Source organism: candidate division WOR-3 bacterium (genome assembly GCA_039801365.1).
Classification (GTDB): Bacteria; Hydrothermota; Tepidihabitantia; order Tepidihabitantales; family Tepidihabitantaceae; genus JBDRUN01.
On the sequence record JBDRUN010000051.1, the window covers coordinates 1 to 17,810 of the forward strand.

General features: G+C 57.9%; 16 protein-coding genes. 10 read left to right on the forward strand and 6 right to left on the reverse strand.

Annotated features, from left to right (window positions below):
- The coding region (locus tag ABIL25_07265; protein ID MEO0082073.1) for a ribonuclease E/G at nt 1–716 on the forward strand (716 nt) is incomplete at its 5' end.
- A 17-nt stretch (nt 717–733) separates the two neighbouring features.
- Here ABIL25_07265 and ABIL25_07270 read toward each other — a convergent pair.
- The 4 genes from ABIL25_07270 to thiL all read right to left on the reverse strand — a co-directional run bounded on the left by ABIL25_07270 (nt 734) and on the right by thiL (nt 4,947).
- The gene (locus ABIL25_07270) at nt 734–970 is read right to left on the reverse strand and encodes a DUF167 domain-containing protein (protein ID MEO0082074.1); all 237 of its coding nucleotides are present in this window, start codon (nt 968–970) and stop codon (nt 734–736) included.
- A gap of 5 nt (nt 971–975) precedes the next feature.
- The gene (gene nrdD, locus ABIL25_07275) at nt 976–3,435 is read right to left on the reverse strand and encodes an anaerobic ribonucleoside-triphosphate reductase (protein MEO0082075.1); all 2,460 of its coding nucleotides are present in this window, start codon (nt 3,433–3,435) and stop codon (nt 976–978) included.
- Nucleotides 3,419–3,724, reverse strand: coding sequence for a hypothetical protein (locus ABIL25_07280; protein MEO0082076.1), 306 nt, complete (start codon nt 3,722–3,724; stop codon nt 3,419–3,421). Before ABIL25_07280 ends, nrdD begins: the two co-directional genes overlap by 17 nt.
- Before the next feature lie 218 nt (nt 3,725–3,942).
- Entirely contained in the window at nt 3,943–4,947 is a 1,005-nt protein-coding gene (gene thiL, locus ABIL25_07285; GenBank protein MEO0082077.1) for a thiamine-phosphate kinase, read from the reverse strand.
- Nucleotides 4,948–5,457: 510 nt separating this feature from the next.
- On the opposite strand from thiL, the gene ABIL25_07290 reads away from it, so the two are divergent.
- From ABIL25_07290 to ABIL25_07315, 6 genes are all read left to right on the forward strand, one after another.
- The gene (locus tag ABIL25_07290; GenBank protein MEO0082078.1) at nt 5,458–5,775 is read left to right on the forward strand and encodes a MazG nucleotide pyrophosphohydrolase domain-containing protein; all 318 of its coding nucleotides are present in this window, start codon (nt 5,458–5,460) and stop codon (nt 5,773–5,775) included.
- Between the two features lie 15 nt (nt 5,776–5,790).
- Entirely contained in the window at nt 5,791–6,948 is a 1,158-nt protein-coding gene (locus ABIL25_07295; protein ID MEO0082079.1) for a fibronectin type III domain-containing protein, read from the forward strand.
- Between the two features lie 93 nt (nt 6,949–7,041).
- Entirely contained in the window at nt 7,042–7,671 is a 630-nt protein-coding gene (locus ABIL25_07300; protein MEO0082080.1) for a hypothetical protein, read from the forward strand.
- On the forward strand, nt 7,668–8,513 hold the full coding sequence (locus tag ABIL25_07305; GenBank protein MEO0082081.1) for a hypothetical protein: 846 nt from the start codon (nt 7,668–7,670) through the stop codon (nt 8,511–8,513). Before ABIL25_07300 ends, ABIL25_07305 begins: the two co-directional genes overlap by 4 nt.
- Nucleotides 8,514–8,549: 36 nt before the next feature.
- Nucleotides 8,550–9,179 (forward strand): hypothetical protein, encoded by a 630-nt coding sequence (locus tag ABIL25_07310; GenBank protein MEO0082082.1) that lies wholly within the window; start codon nt 8,550–8,552, stop codon nt 9,177–9,179.
- 17 nt (nt 9,180–9,196) lie between these two features.
- Entirely contained in the window at nt 9,197–10,786 is a 1,590-nt protein-coding gene (locus tag ABIL25_07315) for a capsule assembly Wzi family protein (protein ID MEO0082083.1), read from the forward strand.
- A gap of 93 nt (nt 10,787–10,879) precedes the next feature.
- On the opposite strand, the gene ABIL25_07320 is transcribed toward ABIL25_07315, so the two are convergent.
- Together ABIL25_07320 and ABIL25_07325 are read right to left on the reverse strand one after the other, a co-directional pair.
- Nucleotides 10,880–11,536, reverse strand: coding sequence for an L-threonylcarbamoyladenylate synthase (locus ABIL25_07320; GenBank protein MEO0082084.1), 657 nt, complete (start codon nt 11,534–11,536; stop codon nt 10,880–10,882).
- Between the two features lie 29 nt (nt 11,537–11,565).
- Nucleotides 11,566–13,476 carry a GreA/GreB family elongation factor gene (locus ABIL25_07325; protein MEO0082085.1) on the reverse strand — a complete coding sequence of 637 codons (1,911 nt, stop codon included), beginning with the start codon at nt 13,474–13,476 and terminating at the stop codon, nt 11,566–11,568.
- Nucleotides 13,477–13,640: 164 nt separating this feature from the next.
- On the opposite strand from ABIL25_07325, the gene ABIL25_07330 reads away from it, so the two are divergent.
- The 3 genes from ABIL25_07330 to ABIL25_07340 form a co-directional block, all read left to right on the forward strand.
- Nucleotides 13,641–15,131 (forward strand): hypothetical protein, encoded by a 1,491-nt coding sequence (locus ABIL25_07330; protein ID MEO0082086.1) that lies wholly within the window; start codon nt 13,641–13,643, stop codon nt 15,129–15,131.
- Nucleotides 15,132–15,614: 483 nt separating this feature from the next.
- Complete coding sequence (locus ABIL25_07335; protein MEO0082087.1) at nt 15,615–15,752, forward strand: hypothetical protein; 138 nt, start codon at nt 15,615–15,617, stop codon at nt 15,750–15,752.
- A gap of 221 nt (nt 15,753–15,973) precedes the next feature.
- On the forward strand, nt 15,974–17,810 hold a 1,837-nt coding region (locus tag ABIL25_07340), incomplete at its 3' end, for a sialidase family protein (protein ID MEO0082088.1).

Sequence of the window (17,810 nt, forward strand, 5' to 3'; positions counted from 1 at the left end):
GTCGTCGGGTTGAGCTGTACAAAGGCGAGGTGCCAATTCTGGAGCAGACCGGTGTTGAGGCGGAACTGGAACGGGTATTTCAGAAACGCCTCTGGCTTAAGTCGGGCGGGTTCATTACCATTGATCAGACCGAGGCGATGGTGGCAATTGATGTGAACACCGGCCGCTCATCGAAGGAAGAGGACCCGGAGAAGCTAATTCTTTCGACTAACCTTGAGGCGGCGGCAGAAATCGCCCGTCAGATACGACTACGGGACTTGGCTGGACTCATAATCATTGATTTCATCGACATGGAGGACCCGAAGAACACAGAGCGGGTGATTGCTGAGCTCAAGAGCCAGCTCGCTAACGACCGGGCCAAGGCAGATTTCTCAAAGATGAGCCGGTTTGGTTTGCTGGAGATGACGCGGGAGCGCACCCGGCCAGGTATGATGTATTCGATGCAGGAAACCTGTCCGACCTGCAAGGGTTCAGGTCGTGTACGCTCGCGGTCCGAGATTGCGATGAAAGTAGAGCGGGCGATCATTGCTCGGCTTGCGAAAATCCGCGGCCGACGACTCCGTATTCTCTGCTCGCCTTGGATGACGGATTTTCTTACAACCGAATGGTACGAGCGACTGAGTGAGTTTGCCCGCAGATATGAGCTGGCGATTGATGTCAAAACCGATCACCAGCTTCAGCCGACGGACTTCAAGCTGTTGACGGAGTACAGCTAGAGGTCAGCGAGCAAGGGCTAGGAAAAGAAGACCTCCAGGACCTTGCGCCGACTGTGAGCACCGGCGACGAGTCGGACTGATGTCTTCGGCACACCGTAGAAATCAGCGACCGCAGCAAGGACCGTCCGGTTGGCGCGATTCTCCTGCGCTGGTTCACGTACCCGAACAATCAGCGAGCCATCCGTAAGTTGGCTCACTGACTGTTCTCGGCTGTGCGGTTTGACTGAAACCCGGACCCGCAACCTGTTGCCCAAGACCGTCAGGCCATGCTACCAAGCCCGACTTTGTGCCGATCGAGGAGTTCTGCCCGTTTGCCAGCGTTCCAGCCTGACACTCTTGAAAAGTAACCGGTCACCCGGGTGATGAAGTCCACGTCGGCCGAGCCGCAGTATGGGCACACTTCGGCCAGTCCGCGCGAAGTCTTCATGCAACGGGAGCAGGTCGTAAACTCAGGCGAGAACGCAATCTGAGCGTTGCGGGTCTTCTCGTAGGTTTTGATTACGAAATTGGCAACTGACTCTTTGGGTGGTCTCGAGTCTGCAAGCCACACATGGGTTAGAGCCCCGGCCTCGATCATGTCGTGGAACTTGCCTTCACGATATACCCGTTCGATAGGGTCAATCGGTTCGCCGACGTTGAGATAGGTTGAGTTCGTGTAGTAAGTCGAGCCGTCCTCGATGCTGCCTTTGACCACCTGCAGAGTCTGATCGCGGAAGTATTCTAGGTCAAGCTTGGCCAGCCGATAAGCGGTTGACTCGGCCGGAGTCTGCTCCAGGACGAAGCGCAGACCGTACTTCTGCGACAGTCGTCGACACTCCGAGAGCAGCTCGGCAACCACCCTGAGTCCGAACCGAAACGCGGTGTCGCTGTCGTGGAGCTGGCGGCCCAGGTGGTACTGAACCATCTCGTTCAGGCCGAGTATGCCGACCAGGAACGTGGCGCGATGCATGCGCAGATACGGTTCGCCATCACGTTCCATGGTTAGGAGTGCCAAGGGGCCGTCGGCCTTGAGCGCGAGTAGTTTTTCGAGGAACGATTTCTTCTGTGCATGGGCCTGGGCTACAACCTCGAGCTGGGCCTTGAGTAACTCGATGAGCGTGGCATCGTCGTGGTTGGCCCGGTAAGCCAGGCGGGGCAGATTCACGGTGACATTCTGGAGCGCCGAATAGCGCATTTTCCAAGGTGTCCGGGCATCGCACAAATCCGACTTGTCGAGCCGGAAGGCAAGCCGGCAGCACTCGCTGACCTTGGCGGTCTCGCCCCGGTCGAAGACAAAATAGGTATTGCCTCTTTCTGCTGCAACGTCGCAGATGTGGTGGAGGAAGTCCTGCCAGCGCGGAGTCCGGAAGAACTTGCTGGTCAGGTGCACCAGCGGTTTGGGGAAGAAGAACGGCCGACCTGAAGCGTCACCGTCCCGGTAGATGTCAAAAATGGCCCAGGCGAGGCGCTGGGCTTCGGTCAGATAGTCGCGGTACTTCTTGCCGGTGTACTCGCCACCCGGACCGATGGCGTCAACTTCCTCGAAATGTTCAGGGACTTCCCAGTACAGGTTGATGTCGGAAAAGATTGCCTGGCCGCCGCGGGCCACGTTCTGTTGAGAGTACTCGAAGACAAGCATTTGAGCGAGCTGATGAACCTCCCGGTCGCTCATCCCGACGATATAGGGTGCCAGAAACAGGTTGACCGCATCCCAGCCGATTGCGCCAGCGAAATGTCCTTGAAGCGCGGCCGAGAACTTGACCATGTGGGCGAGCAGAGTGTCGGCATGGCGCGCAGGGCGGGCCATCGAGAGAGCATTGGGCAGCGAAAGCCCGAACTTCTTGACGTATTCGAGTGACTGGCCCGAGCAGTAGGGCCGGTTGATGAAACCTAGGTCGTGAAGGTGAATGTCCCCGCGGGTGTGGGCGTCAGCTACCTCGGGGTCGAACACGGCTGACAGCGCAAACTGCTTGTTGATCCATTCGGCCATCGTCATGTTCGTGGCTTCAGGATTGTGCGGAATGTTGGCATTCTCCTTGTTCTTGAACAGAAGAATCCGCTCAACGTCATAGAGCGGTACGCCGAGCCGGATGTGGCGCTTGCGCTGCTCGGCGTAGCCGTGTTCGATGAGCTTTGTATTCACTACTTCGCGGACGAGGTTGGCGGTGATGTGCTTCACACCGGAATGGAGGATGATGTCTTCGACCTCGGCTGCAATCTGGTTGGCCTTCTCGGGTACGATGTTGGTCTCCCGGACCAGAGCCCGGCTGATGCGGGATCGATCCCAGTGATGAATCTCGTCGCCCGAAGAGCGCACGAAGAGTGCGAAGTCGGTGGCCTCGGCCTTGGCCGAGAGCATGCGCTTGATTCGTGCCTGGTTGCGCTTTTCGCGGTAAAGGATAAAAGCTTTCGCAGTTCGCGTGTGCCCCCGGGTCATCAGGACTCTCTCGACGGCGTCCTGGATTTCCTCGACCGTCGGGATGTGGATGCCCTTCTGTTCGTAAAGCTCACGGCACACGTCGTCAGCAAGGGCGGCGGCTAGGTTTTGATCCTCGCCACCGATCGAGCGAGCAGCACGGAAGATCGCCGAAACGATCTTTCCTCGGTCAAATGCGACAAGTTCTCCGTCCCGCTTTCTGACCTGCCTAAACTCCGGAACCGTTTGGCCGGCACCTTTGGCTGCGGGAGGGTCAATGGGTTCGGTTTCAGTTTCACGCGGATGTTCAGACGGAGTTGGCACGGTTGCCTCCTTTTGTGATGCTTTCGAGCGCGGCGCTGAACGGCTGCGGGTTCTCGGTCTTGTCGAAAAGTCGGTAGCAACGGCCGCGCGGTAACTGCAGTTTTGGGGCGGGCACTGGGACGGGCTTGAAGCGGCCGTTGCGGCCGATGGTCCTGCCTGCCGCATACTCCCGCGACAGCAGGACAGGGGTGGTAACCACCACGCCGACGTCGGCGGTGGAGCGCCGGTTGACGCACCGACCGTGTTCCAGCACTAGCTTGTAGTCCTGTTCGTCAATTGAACGCCTCATGTCCTTCGATGGTGAGTTATAGCACGACAAATCCCAATGTCAAGAAAAGGCTGCCATGTCCCCATAATTCGCTAACACACTGACAAAAATTGTGTTACCTATACACACCCGTTACTTCGAAATCACAATGAAAAGGGAGGTTGTTTCAGATCAGATTAGTACTGTGAGGCGTTGCTATGGTCAGTTGTCCACAGTGTTATCCACATGTTGCGAACACTTTACTTCTGTACCGTCAAGTGGTCGTACCCGTGGAATCTGACCGGAGCTAGTTTCCCGTCTTGCTCCAAGTAAAGGCCGCGACCTGACTCGACCCTGCCGATTCGTGTCACGTGCACATCGGCGGCGGCTGTTGGAATCCGACCGCGGGCAGTGAACAGAAGTTCGTAGTCTTCACCAGAGCAGAGCGCGAATCGCGTGGGGTCTAATCTGAGCTTCTTGCATAACTTTATTGTTTCCGGCAGTATGGGGAAAAGCCTTGGTTCGAGGACGATTCTTCTCCCACTGGACTCGGCCAGGTGTCGGGCATCGGTCGCGATGCCGTCCGAGGTATCAATTAGCGCTCGGATGCGTCGGCTTAGTGCGCGCATGACATGGAATCTTGGGAATGGCCTCTTGTGGCGTTCGATGCTTTGGGCGTACGTGCTGCTGTTCAGACGATACTTAAGGGCAAGACGGCCAGTCTCAGCCGAACCTAGGAATCCAGTGACGTACAATGCTTCACCAGTCTGTGCGTCCGAGCGGAGACGCGGTCTGTCTGTTTTTCCGAGGGCTGTCAATGCTAGGAGTAGCCGGTCGCCGGCAATCGTATCGCCGCCGGCGACTTCGCATCCTAGCCGTGCGCATACTGTGTCAATACCTTGGTACAGTCTCCTAACATCACTCAGGGCGGTGTTCTTTGGCAGTGTCAGGGCGACGATGAGAACGTCAGGCTCAGCCCCCATCGCCACGATATCGGAAAGCGCGGCGCAGGCGCAGCGGAATCCGACTTCGTACCATGACAGGAGAGACAGCTCGAAGTGCACACCTTCGGCGTATGCGTCGGTCGTGAGCACGGTACCGTCCGTAAGCACGCAAGCATCGTCACCGATACCTACCCGGACCTTGGCGCGGGCTTGCACTGTACGTTGAATCATACGGATGAGTCTACTCTCGCTGGAAACTGGCGGACGCATGGCCGATGTTACACAGAAGTCAGCCGCCTTGCAACTGGTTTCGGCATTCATGACATCTGGGGCAAACACGCCGTTGTGAAACAGCGGGGCTGCGGTATCCCACAACCGCAACCCCGCGACTTAGTGCCCCCAAGCAGACCCGAGTCCTCGACAGCTACCACTGATGCAACATGTGTGCCATGGGCTGGCAGTAGCACACGCCTGCTAACCGACTATCAGCGTGGATGTTAGATACTGGAGCGCAGTCTGCGGATGTTGTGGCTTTTGTCTATTGCCGCAGATTGCGGCAGTCGCCGTCGAGAAAACAGGCGCCTAATCAGTTGTTGTTCATAACAAGCGGGCCCAGGTGTTGGTGAGTCGCCCCTGTTTGCGTCAACTATATTTCCGGCCACTGTCGGTGTTTGGCGGGCACTTGCGGGCGCAGGGCAATTGTCGGGCATGATGCGTTTGAAGTTGGCCATGACACCGGATGTCTTGCGGAAGCCTATCCGGAATGGGACAGTCACCAAATGCAGGCAAAGGTGTGCTTGACAGTGTGGAGTTTTCGGCGATACTGGCACGGTGACAGTATCCGAGTTTCAGCAGTTGATCAGAAACATCTACTTTGAGAAAGATAGCCGACGCGGAAGCGAGAGCACATTCCGCTGGCTTGTGGAGGAAGTCGGCGAACTGGCGCGCGCGCTCCGCAAGCAGGACTCGGACGGAAAGAAAGAAGAGTTCGCGGACGTATTTGCCTGGCTTGTTAGCCTTGCTTCGATCGAGGGCGTTGACATCGAAGAGGCGTGTGCCAAGTACGCCTACGGTTGTCCGAAGTGCCGGAGTACGCCGTGCGCGTGCGAGGAGCGTTCGGCATCAATCGGCCGACGTAGCGTTGAGTAAGGAGGCAGGAAGGAAATGGAACTATTGCTGACCGGATTGCTGACAGTAGGACAGGTTGGTGTGGCGGACACAATGCCGGCACCGGTAGTGCTGCCGACCGCGGCACGCATTGTTCGGGTTCAGGATACGCCGAATGACCGCGGGGGTAGTATCACTCTTCAATGGCAGCCGGGGGAAGGGCCCAGGCCTGAGGTGTGGCTGATCGAGCGGACAGCGAGTACCGGTGAGACAGAACTGTTGGGTTCAGTCCCGTGTGAGGAGACTGGGTATCAGGACGAGACAGCCAGGAACTATGTTCCGTACACGTATCGCGTCGCCGCCGTGGCGGGGTGCGACACGGTATGGTCAGAACCGTCCGTCGCAGTGAAGGCGTCGCCCCAGTTCTTCAATACCAGTCGGGTGAACATCCTTATCGGCATGATTCTCTTCTTCGTGCTTGTTGTCTATTTCATCGAGCATGCGAAGCGTGGTAGGACACTGTTCATCCGCCGCATCGCGGGGCTGGATGCGGTCGAGGAGGCGGTCGGCCGTGCGACCGAAATGGGCAAGCCGATTGTGTATGTGCCCGGGCTGGCCGATGTTTCCCAGATTGCGACTATTGCTTCGATCAACATCCTGGGTGAGGTAGCGAAGAAGATTGCCCAGTATGACTCCACTCTGCTTGTGCCGAACCGCGACCCGATTGTTTACACGGTGGCGCGCGAGGTGGTGAAGGAAGCCTACACAAAGGCTGGCCGGCCAGATGCCTTCAAACCGGACAGCGTCTTCTTTGTTACCTCGGAACAGTTTGCGTACGCTGCCGCAGTAGACGGACTGATGGTGCGTGAGAAGCCGGCGACGAACTTCTTTCTCGGCACATTCTGGGCCGAGTCGCTGATTCTTGCCGAAACCGGCGCGACAACCGGGGCAATCCAGATTGCCGGAACCGACTCGGTGTTCCAGTTACCGTTCTTCATCACCGCCTGCGACTACACGCTCATCGGCGAGGAGCTTTACGCGGCCTCGGCCTACCTGTCGCGTGAGCCACTCCTTGTCGGTTCACTCAAGGGCCAGGACATTGGCAAAATGGTCATCCTTGCCGTCATCGTGCTCGGCTCGGTGCTGATGCTGCTGTCGAAGATTCCGGTGCTGAGTTTCTTCGGTCGGATTACCGGCTTCTTCGAGACGAGTTAGGAGGCGGGCGATGAGGGTGAGAATTGCAGATATGAGGCTACTGTCGGCAGACCGCAGAGTCGAGAGCAGTATCGGTAGCAGAGGAGGGCAGTGGTGAAACGCAACATACCGCTAATAATCTGCCTTGTGATGGGTGTAATGATGATGGTGCAGTTCTTCGTTCCCCATCCAGTTTCAGTCGCAGTGTACGAGCTCTCAACCAAGTGGATTCGCATTGTCGCTGCATTCGCACTGGTGCTTGGCGTCGGCAGTCTTATCATGTATCACACTGACCGCCTGCGTCGGCGTCGAACCGGGTGGCCCTATTCGATTGTAACGCTCGTAGCAGTCGCCGTAACCACGGTCATCGGTCTGGGCTGGGGTGTGCGGCCAGGTTCGCCTTTGCAGAATGTTCTCTTCCAGAACTTCCTGGTGCCTTTGAACGCTTCGATGTTTGCCATCCTTGCGTTCTACATGGCCTCGGCCGCATACCGCGCTTTCAGGGCACGGACCAAGGAAGCTGCCCTGCTTCTAGTTGCCGCATTTGTGGTGATGCTCGGCATGGTACCGGTCGGCCGGGCACTGTGGGGCAAGCTGCCTGAAATCGCTGAGTGGGTGCTGTCCGTGCCAAATATGGCGGCAAAGCGCGGGATTCTGTTCGGAGTTGCGCTCGGTGCAATTGCCACTTCGCTCAAGGTGATACTCGGAATTGAGCGTGGGTGGCTGGGAGGAGGCAAGTCGTGAAGCTCTTCCAATACCTTCTTCGCATTGACCGCAAGATAATATTCGTTGCGATGGCGGTGCTGGTGATGTTTCCATTGCTCCGGCCCCTTGGTTTGGGTGTCTCGTCCGGGCCAAGGGCACGGGCGCTTTTCGAAGCAGTGGACGCCATCCCGGCGGGCAAGACCCTGCTTATATCGGTTGACTTCGACCCGAGTTCAATGCCTGAGCTGTATCCGATGCTTGTTGCTCTGATGCGCCATGCTTTTGCCAAGAACGTCAAGGTGCTGCTGTGTGGGTTGTGGGTTACCGGAGCCGGGCTTGCCGATGAGGCGGTGACCACGGTCCCGCCTGAGTTCGGCAAGAAGTACGGCGAGGACGTTGTTTACCTCGGCTGGAAGGCTGGGGTGGATGCGGTCATCCTCGGTATGGGCGAAAGCATCAGGAATGTTTTCCCGACGGACTACTACGGTCACAGTCTTGACTCGCTGCCGATGATGGCTGAGGTTCAGAAGCTGCGAGACATTCCATTGGTCGTAGCGATTTCAGCCGGAGACCCCGGGTACCGGGATTGGCTGCTATATGCCCAGTCGCGCTACGGAATGCGGGTGGGCGCCGGGGTGACGGCGGTCTCGGCCGCGGACGTCTATCCCTACTTGCAGTCAGGACAATTGACCGGTCTTCTTGCTGGGATGAAGGGCGGCGCTGAGTATGAAGTCATGGTGCAGAAGGCCGGGTACTCAAAGGCATACATGCCGGCTGTTGCCGCGATGGATTCGCAGTCGCTTGCCCACGTCGTCATCATGGTGCTTGTTGTTATCGGCAACGTTGCGTTCTTCGCAACAAGGAAGAGGAGGGAAGCATGAGGTACGAACGGAACAAAATCAGGAAGGGAGTTGACGATGCACGTCTCGCATAGTGTTCTGACGTGGGTTGCAGCGGCCCTGACCTTGGGCATATTCTCGTTTCTATGGAAGGACAACCCGTTCTACAAGTTTTGTGAGCACTTGTTTGTTGGCGTCTCGGTGGGCTATACCATTTCGCTTACGTGGTATAACTCGGTCTATCCGGACCTGGTTACTCCACTTTTCCGACAGGGGCAGTTGCTGTACGCTATTCCCTTTGTTCTCGGGCTGTGCTACTTTTGCCGGTTTATTCCCAAGGTGTCGTGGCTTGTGCGATTTCCGATGGCGTTTGTGTTGGGCTGGGCATCGGGTGTGGCGATTCCGGCGTTCTTCCAGACAAATATTATCAAGCAGATTCAGGGCACGCTGCTTACGCCCGGAATATTCTCGCGCTGGGATGTTTTCCTCTGGGCACTGATTTCCTTTATCGGAGTGATCTGTTCGGTTTTCTACTTCTTTTTCTCCCGTGAGCACAAGGGCGCACTCAAACTGGCGTCTGAGACTGGCATCATATTCCTGATGGTCGGGTTCGGCGCATCGTTCGGTTACACGGTGATGGCTCGCATGTCGCTTCTTATCGGCCGGATGCAGTTCCTTTTGCGCGACTGGCTTGGCGTGATTCGGTAACAGGTCCAGTTGGCCCTGTGAGGACTCTGCTGCTCCTGCTGCTCGCCGCTACGGCGCTGGCCGCGAGCCTTGAGAACATCCCGACCGATTCCTGGATCTACAGCGACCTTGATGTTCTGAAAACATCAGGGCTTATCCGCTCGATGCCGGCAACAAGCCGGCCCTGGACCCGTGCTGAAGCTGAGGTGTTGGTGCGCGAAGCAGATTCGCTTTCGGCAGGGCAAAGCCTTGGCCGGGTTCAGAGTGCGGCGCTGGCAAGGCTGCGCGCTGAATTCGGCATCAATACCCATGGGCTGCGACTGAGAACTCCGCTCATGCGAATTCGAGTGCCGGAAGCAGGTACCGGCGCTGAGGTCAGAGCTGATGCGTTCGCGCGGGGCCGGGCAGATGAAGATACCCAGGCATTCGCGGCCGGTGGGGTTATCAGCAACCGGCCTGGTGATGATTTTGCATTCTACGAGCACTTCGAGTTCACAGCATGGCATCCCAGAATCATCGAGGAGTCCTTGCCACGTGACTCGGCTGGTAAGCACATACCCGGTATGCGGGTTCTGCCCTGGCGCAATCTGGTGACGCTTGAGACCGAGTTGGCTTATCTTGCTTTCAGGATACCGTGGCTGCGTCTTGAGCTTGGTCGGGATGAATTTGTTTGGGGATCGGGCTACACTGGGTCGGTGATGCTGTCGGATAATGCGCCGTCGCTGGACCATGTTCAACTTGCCGCTTCCTTTCGTAACTTCAAGTTTTTTTCCATCGTTTCGCTGCTTTCCCGCTGGGGTCTGAAGCAACGCCTGCTCTGTGCGCAGCGGGTCGAGCTATCGTTGTGGAACCGGCTAACACTGGGAGGCGCACTGTTGGATGTTACCTCGTGGGACGAGTTCCAGCCTAGCCAACTAGGCGGGCTTCTCAATCCTTTGATACCCGTCTACTTTACCGAGGCTAACACCGGCCACGGAGGCAACTTTCTGGTTGGATGGGACGGGGTGCTGTACCTGCCAAGAACAAAGCTCTATGGCCAGTTGTTCCTTGACAACTACGAGTTCAACACCCGCAAGTCTGCGCCGGACGCAACGGCATCGCAGGTGGGCGTGTACTGGGCACCAAGCTTGCCGGTCGAGGCACGGGGGGAGTATACTCGCATCATGCCATTCACCTACTACCACCGGGTTCATTCGATTCTTTACGACAACTACGGCATACCTCTGGGCCACCCGCTTGGGCCGGACGCGGACCAGGTCTTGGGCTTAGTCGGTTTCACAGTGTCTGGCTGGCTCAAACTCGGTCTTGCGGCTGATTACACGCGTCGGGGCTATCACAACCGGGGCGACTATTTGCGCAAGAGTTTCAGGAATCCTGAGGACACACTTTACCTCAGACAGCACACTGAATTCCCTTCGTTTGGTTGGGACACGACCGCGCACCCGGATACAGTCATCGAGCAGGTGGACCGGACATTCCGGCTGAGCCCGGGTTTTCAGATTCATGCTTTCCGCGACCTTCGCGTGTCAGGCTCGGTCTCGTTCTGGACAAGCCGAAACTTTCAAGGAGCTATCGGCGTGGACAAGACCGGCCTTGAGTTCGCGCTGAAGGTCGAATACCGGTACTAGCCTGGCGTAACGAAGGGCCCAGGGCCTGTCACCCTGGGCGGCAGAGTTCGCTACCGCAAACTCGCTCCGATGGCCATCAGGGTTCAGTTGTTGTCAGTAGTGGGTATCGGTGTTGCCAACCGGGTATCGCAGGGCCGTCTCAATGGCCTGAACCGGGACAGCTCCTCTGCGCAGGAGGACTGGCGGTTCGTGCGTCATATCCAGCACGGTTGAGGCCAGGTCTGTGCCGCAGACGCCAGCGTTTAGTGCGACGTCAACAGCTTCCACCAGTTGTGGGCTGAGTTTCGTGAAGTCGCTGGTGGCCGATCGGCCATGGAGATTCGCGCTGGTGCCGGCTAATGGTGAGCCAAGTCTGGTGGCGAGAGCACAGAAAACTGGATGTGCAACCATCCTGATTCCGACCGTGTTGTTCGGCCCCGTGACTGCGTTCGGAAGACCGGACTTCGCCTTGAAAACAAGTGCGAGCGGGCCGGGCCAGAACGTGGCCATGAGCCGGCGCGCCGGGGCCGGAATCTCCTGCACGAGTTCAACCAGTTGGATTTCTGTAGAGCAGTGGATGAGGAACGGCTGGCCGGCCGGCCGCTGTTTGAGCTGACATACGCGCTCTATTGCATCAGGGCGACGCAAATCAGCGCCAATTCCATACACCGTTTCCGTCGGGAAAATGACAATGCCGCCACGGGCAACGATAGCTGCGGCCTGGCTAGTCAGGCGTGGGTCAGGTCTGGCAGGGTCGAGATTCAGCGTCACAGTGAAAGGACGGTCTGGCGGTCAAACGGTCACAAGTAGGCGGATGCGACGTTGACTTCCTTGATTGTGAAGAATCGGCCGTCTAGTTCGATTGTCTCACCAGGCTTGCGACTGAGGAGCTTCTGTCCGAGGGGCGCGAGATAGGAGATGACGCCGCGGTCTGGGTCTGAGTCCCAAGGTCCGAGGATGGCGTAGTCGTGCGTGGCACCGGTTTGGTCCTCGAGCTTTACCCGGCAGCCGACCGATACTGTGGAGCAGTCCACCTCAGCCGGAACAATCGGCCTAGCACGGGCAAGGTCCTGTCGGAGCTTTGCAACCTGCTGCAGGAGTCTTGCCTGTTTTTCCTTGGCCGCTTTGTATTCGTAGTTCTCGGACAGGTCACCATGGGCCCGGGCCCGGCCGATTTCTTCGGCCGAGCGGGGAATTTCCTCATTGGTAAGGCGTGCCAGTTCGGCCCGTGCCCGCTCGATTCCGGCTGCGGTCGAAAGCAATGCCTCCTCAGTCTGGGCAAGGTCCGGAAACCGTTCGGCAAAAAGCGTCCGAATCTCGTCCTGCTGAAATGGCGCAAGGCTGATGAGCCGGCTGAGTCTTGTGTACAGGCTTCGCGCTGTCGAATCATCCATCGAGCCGAGCCCGAGCCGCAGAAGCTCATACCGGTCTGCGGCAAGAGCCGCGGCCAGCCTGGGCCAGTTCTTGCGATACGCCCGTGATTCTAAAAGGTCAGTCAGTCTGGACAGTACGGCCGGTGCCGTTTCAGGACGCCGGCCCCAGGCGTTACCAGCCAGCCATATCAGGGCATCCGGATGGTTCCGGTATCCGTTTAGAACCGAGTTTAGCAGGCTGTTCAGGGCTGATTCCTGAGTACTGAGTTCTTCGGCCAACCAGGAGCGCAGCTTGTTGTCCTTGCCCAGAACAAAGAGCTTCGGGACAAGTTCGGGTCGTGCCTTGCGCACGGTCTCAAGCAGCCGGCGGCGCTTGGTAGAAGTGGACAGTGCTTCGTACGTCTTCACCACTTCTTCCTCCGACATGCCCTCAACCCGGGCGGCGTTCATGTCTTCTGACTGTGTTCTGAGGTTTGCGTCCCGGACGCTTACTTCATCCGTCCGCAGGACACGTTCTTCGGACCACTGGTATGTCCGGGACGGCCTGGTGCGAACCTGCACGTGCGGGTGAGAGTCTAGCCCTTTGCGGGCTCGGTTCCAGAAGCTGTCCCATGCCGGTTCGGCGACTAGCTCTGATAGCCCGGCTTTCAGCTCGGCCACACCAGCCGGAAGCCCAGTATCACGAAGGTACAACAGCACGACCTCAGTCGGGTTCTCGGCAGCTAGCTTTGCGAGCCCGGGTCGGTCCTCGGCCAGACGTCGAAAATAGCCATTGTATGCAGCCGGCCTCAGGCGGCGATGGGCTGAGTCCAGGTTGAGCGTGTACTCAGTCAGACCGGCGCATCGAACCGTGACTCGGTCAAGGAGCAGGTCGAGCTGTTTCACCTGGCATGCTCCCCAGTCCGGGTGGAAAAGCCACGAGCCCGGGAGCAGGTGGATGTAGCGCTCCATTGTATCCAGTGCCTGCTTCAGGGGCCGACCATAGGAAAGGCCGGACTTCTGCAGGAGTCGCTCAAGCTCAGCTACGCCGGCATAGCGGTGCCGGAGGTTGGCGGCCAGTTCGGCGGACAGCCTCGTTTCGTTCGAGCTAAGGCGCACAAGCCGCTTGAGTGCATCAAACTGGCTGTCCCATTGTCCGCGTTCCTTCAGCGCGTCGGCGAGTATCCAAAGGAAATCTTCGGCCTTGCCCGGAGGCGCATACCGCTCAGCTAATTCGGCAAGGTCTAGCAGCTCCTGGGGGTCTGCTTCTGACTCGGTTAGCTCCAGCCAAATGTCGTCCAGCTCGTCATACTCATTACGGCCCAAGTGAAGCCGGAAAGACTGAATCAGGGAGTCCATGCAGTGTGAAGAATAGGAGTGGGCAGTAGCAAAGTCAAGCCGGCCTGGTGTCCATGTCTTTCGCTGCCACGGGCCAGCGTGCCCAGTCAACTAAGGCTCGTTGACAGAATGGCACGTTTGCATATCCTAGTTCATGTTCTAAGACCAAGAAGCAGGAGGTAACAGTGAAGAGCACACTGATGCTCATCCTAGTAGCGGCTGGCATGTGTCTGGCCCAGCCTTCGGCTTGGGCCAATGCGTACGGCGGGCTTGCGGTCGAGGGTGCGCAGGCAATTTGCGGTTGCCCAGGCGCCGGATTCGTGACAGCAGGCGAGACCCGCTCATTCGGTTCGAGTAACTATGACTATCTTGTGATAAGAGTCGGGGACGATGGAGACACGGTCTGGGCCAAACGTATGGGCACCCAGGGCTACGACGGTGCGCGGGCCGTGTGCCGGACCACGGACGGCGGCTACGCGGTCGCGGGCCGAACATACGTCATGGGCGGGAATCAGAACGAATTCTCAGTCGTCCGACTTGACTCGGCAGGCGAGCTTATCTGGGCCCGGGCGTACGGAGGCACCGGCTGGGACGAAGCGATGAGCATTCAGCCAACCAACGACTCTGGTTTTGTTGTCGCTGGCCGGACCCGGTCCTTCGGGGTACAGGATTACGACGCACTTGTGCTCAAGCTCGATTCAAGGGGCGACACGGTCTGGACCCGGACGCTTGGCGGCCGGTACGAGGACTATGCCCGTGCTGTGCTGCCCGCTTCGGACGGCGGTTACTTCGTTGCCGGCTCGACCTGGTCTCCGGGTGCGGTGAGTCTGGATTTCATGATCATCAAGCTTGATGCGAACGGTGACACGTTATGGGAGCGCAACATCGGTCCTTCAGGCATTGGCGGCAACGAACTATTCGGCATCTGTGCGACTGGAGGCGGTGGTTGTGCAGTAGTCGGTCGTCGGGTCGTACTTGGCGGAACCAATGACTTCCTTGTTGTCAAGCTCTCATCTGGCGGTGGCATTGAGTGGGCGAAGAGCTTTGGCGGCGATGGCGACGATTGGGGTCGGGGTATAGCGCCGGCCCCGGACTGGGGTTTCTACGTTGCGGGTTACAGCAAGTCCTTCTCAGACAGCACTGACTTCCTTGTGGCAAGACTTAGTCAGTCAGGCGACATTGCCTGGGCCGGGACATTCGGCTCAGACCGGGTTGACAGCGGCTGTGCGGTCGTTGCCTCAGACAACGGATGCGTGACGGCGGGCTACACGAACTCATGGGGAGCAGGTGACTTTGATGTACTTGCGATTGCAGTGGACTCTGCAGGCGGCATGGCTGGGTGTCCCTACTGGCATCAGGTGAGCTTGAACGTGAGCTCGCCGAACCTGCCGACCGGAACCCAGGTTCTAACCGTGGGCAAGCCTACCGTGGCTGTGACCACTCTTCCCATGACTGCGGTCGAGGTGCCGGTGGTCGTGACTCACATCTGGCCACTTGTTGACGTGGAAGAACGTGGCTTCAAGGCCTGCAGAGAGCGTGCCGCTACAGTTCTTCGGTCTGGGACGGCTGTTTCCGGTCCAGTACTCGACATGACCGGCGCACGCATCGCGCGCGGGCCTTTGAAACCAGGCATCTACTTCCGAGGTTCAGGCGAGAAAGTTCTGGTTGTGCGCTGAGTAACCATATCAGTCTCAGCCAGGTTCGGCCGCAGGGTTCTGGAGCGTGCCAGTTCCGTACTCACCGAACAAGGGACGGACAAGACCTTTGTGGCACCTGCCTTTTCTGTGCCGACGCCAAGCAAATGTCCCCGGATAGAAGCCATGCGGCTCCAAGCCAAGTATAAACCGGATTATACTGTCGTTTTTAGGCTCTATTGGCTATTACACTGATAACCAAATATTTATCTATATTCCGAATACGGACAGGGGGCTGCTGCCCGTACCGTCGGTACCGTTACAGTGAGTGTGGTCCTGTATTCGGCCATACTGATCATGGCTTGGGTCAAGAGTTCTGATACAGGCCACACGAGCTGTGTAGCCAAGGGTATGCGCACAATAGTAGTCACCTCTGGGTGTCAAGGTACGGTTGTCACCGAGTCAACTTCTTCGGCCACTGTTACAGGCACATACGGGTCGGCGTGGGAACAGATAGAGTCGGGTGTGGGTAGAGCAACGCGGGCCGGTATTGGGACGGCGACACCACGGGCCGCAAGAAGCGCAACCGGCAAGCTGGCAGGCCAGACCCCGGGTGAAGTCAAGGAGCCTAACGCCGAGGCACAGGGCAACTCTGCTGTATAGGGGTGAGGCTGGGCCGGGCAGTATGCGAAGTCGTCTAGCGGATTTTACACGAGGCACTGGAACTAGGGTCTTGACCAACCCGGCGTGAGTTTTATACTTGAATCGGCCGGTTACGGTTGCATCCGAGAATGCGTTTGAGCCAAGGCGATTCCAGCCTTTAGCTGGAACGACGCTGGCTTACGAGGAGGCTAGGCACGGTCGAAGGACGAAAGGAGGATGAGTTGCGCAAGCCGGTTTCTATTAAAGCATTTGTCATTCGGGTCACAATAGCAGTGCTGTTACTCGCGGCCGGTGCTCTAGGTCAGTGGGACCCGGAACGCAGGGTGACAACCGGGTCTGACCATGAGTTCACGACCGCTGGTAATGCGCGTGCGGTTGCAATGGTGGGTGATGTTGTCCATGTTGTCTACTACCGCGGTGCGCTTCTTGCCAGTACTTTCTACAGACGCTCCACCGACCGGGGTGCTACATGGCAGGCTGAGGTCCAACTGTCAACGTCAATCTACGGTTCGTTCCCGGCCATAGCGGTGAATGGTGATATTGTCCACGTTGTGTGGTTCGAATTCAGTGGTTCGTCCTATGTAATCAACTACAAGAGGTCCACGGATGCCGGTGTGAGTTGGGGAGCAACGACGACAATTAGCGGAGCTGGTACGTATCACGAGGTGCCGTCAATCGCTGTTTCCGGTAATAGCGTGCACGTTGCCTGGGACGATGGTGCGCAGACTCTGTACTACAGACGTTCAACAAATGCGGGAGGTTCTTGGCTTTCGGTGCAGACGCTCCGTGCGTCGAACGCAGCGACCGCTTCGGTGGCCGCAGATGGTAACACAGTGCTTGTGTCGTACTCGGTGGGCTCTGGTTCAGCCTGGGATATATATCTCAGGCGGTCTACTGACGGCGGGGCCAGCTTCTTGTCCGAAGTTCTTGTGACGGACGCCGGAACCCTGGCCGACATCAGTTCGTTGTCAGTACGCGGCAGCAACTGCAACGTGGTGTGGTATGATAACGGCAGCGGAAACTACGATGTTCGGGGCCGCCGATCCACTGATGGTGGAGCCACGTGGCAGAGCCCAGTGACAATAGCCGGCGGTACCAGCAGCCAGGAAGCGCCCTGCATTGTGGCCAGTCCGTCGAATGTTCTTCACGTTGTGTACGAAGATAATGGGGTCGAGAACTACGAGATTTGGCACAAGTACTCGACTGACAATGGCGCGACCTGGAGTACGGCCACAAGGTTGAGCCAGGGTGCGAATGTCTCTCAACGTCCCACCATCTGCCTTGATGGTACTAACACTCTGGGGGTAGCCTGGTGTGACGAACGGAATGGTAACTACGACATCTACTTCCGCCGCGGTATCGTTTCTCCGTCACCAAGTCCTGACATTCAAGCTGTCAGCATAGATGCTCCCACCGGCACCGTGCTGTGGAATACTTCGCACCAGCCCAAAGCCAAGTTCAAGAACAACAGCGCCACGGAACAGACTTTCGACGTGTGCTTTCGCATTGGAACCTGGATCAGCGGACCAAAGACCATGACCCTCGGGCCTGGAGCGACAGACCAGATGACATTTGACTGGTGGACCGCCAGTACCCCGGGTACTTTCCAGACGAAGTGCTCGGCATATGTTGCAGGCGACATCAACCGTGCGAACGATACCCTGATACGATCGGTGTTTGTGAGCTACCTTGATGCCCAACCGGTAAGCATCTTGTCGCCATCCGGCACGGTGAACCAGGGGCAATCCGTACCGGTGCAGGTGCGGGTTCGGAACAATAGCAACATAATGCAGAGTATTCCCTGCCGGTTCAGAATTCCCAGCACCGGGTATGATGTAACCAGGACAGCGGATGAGGTGCCAGCTGGTGAGGAGCAGACGATCACTTTCCCGAACTGGACTGCGGCTGGGAGCGGGAACGTAGCGATGCAGTGCAGCACTGAGCTCATCGGTGATATGGTTCCGGACAACGACAAACTGCCCGGCACGGTATTCGTCCAGGTGCTGGACGCACAACCCACAATCATCGTGTCGCCCTCGGGTACGGTGAACCAGGGGC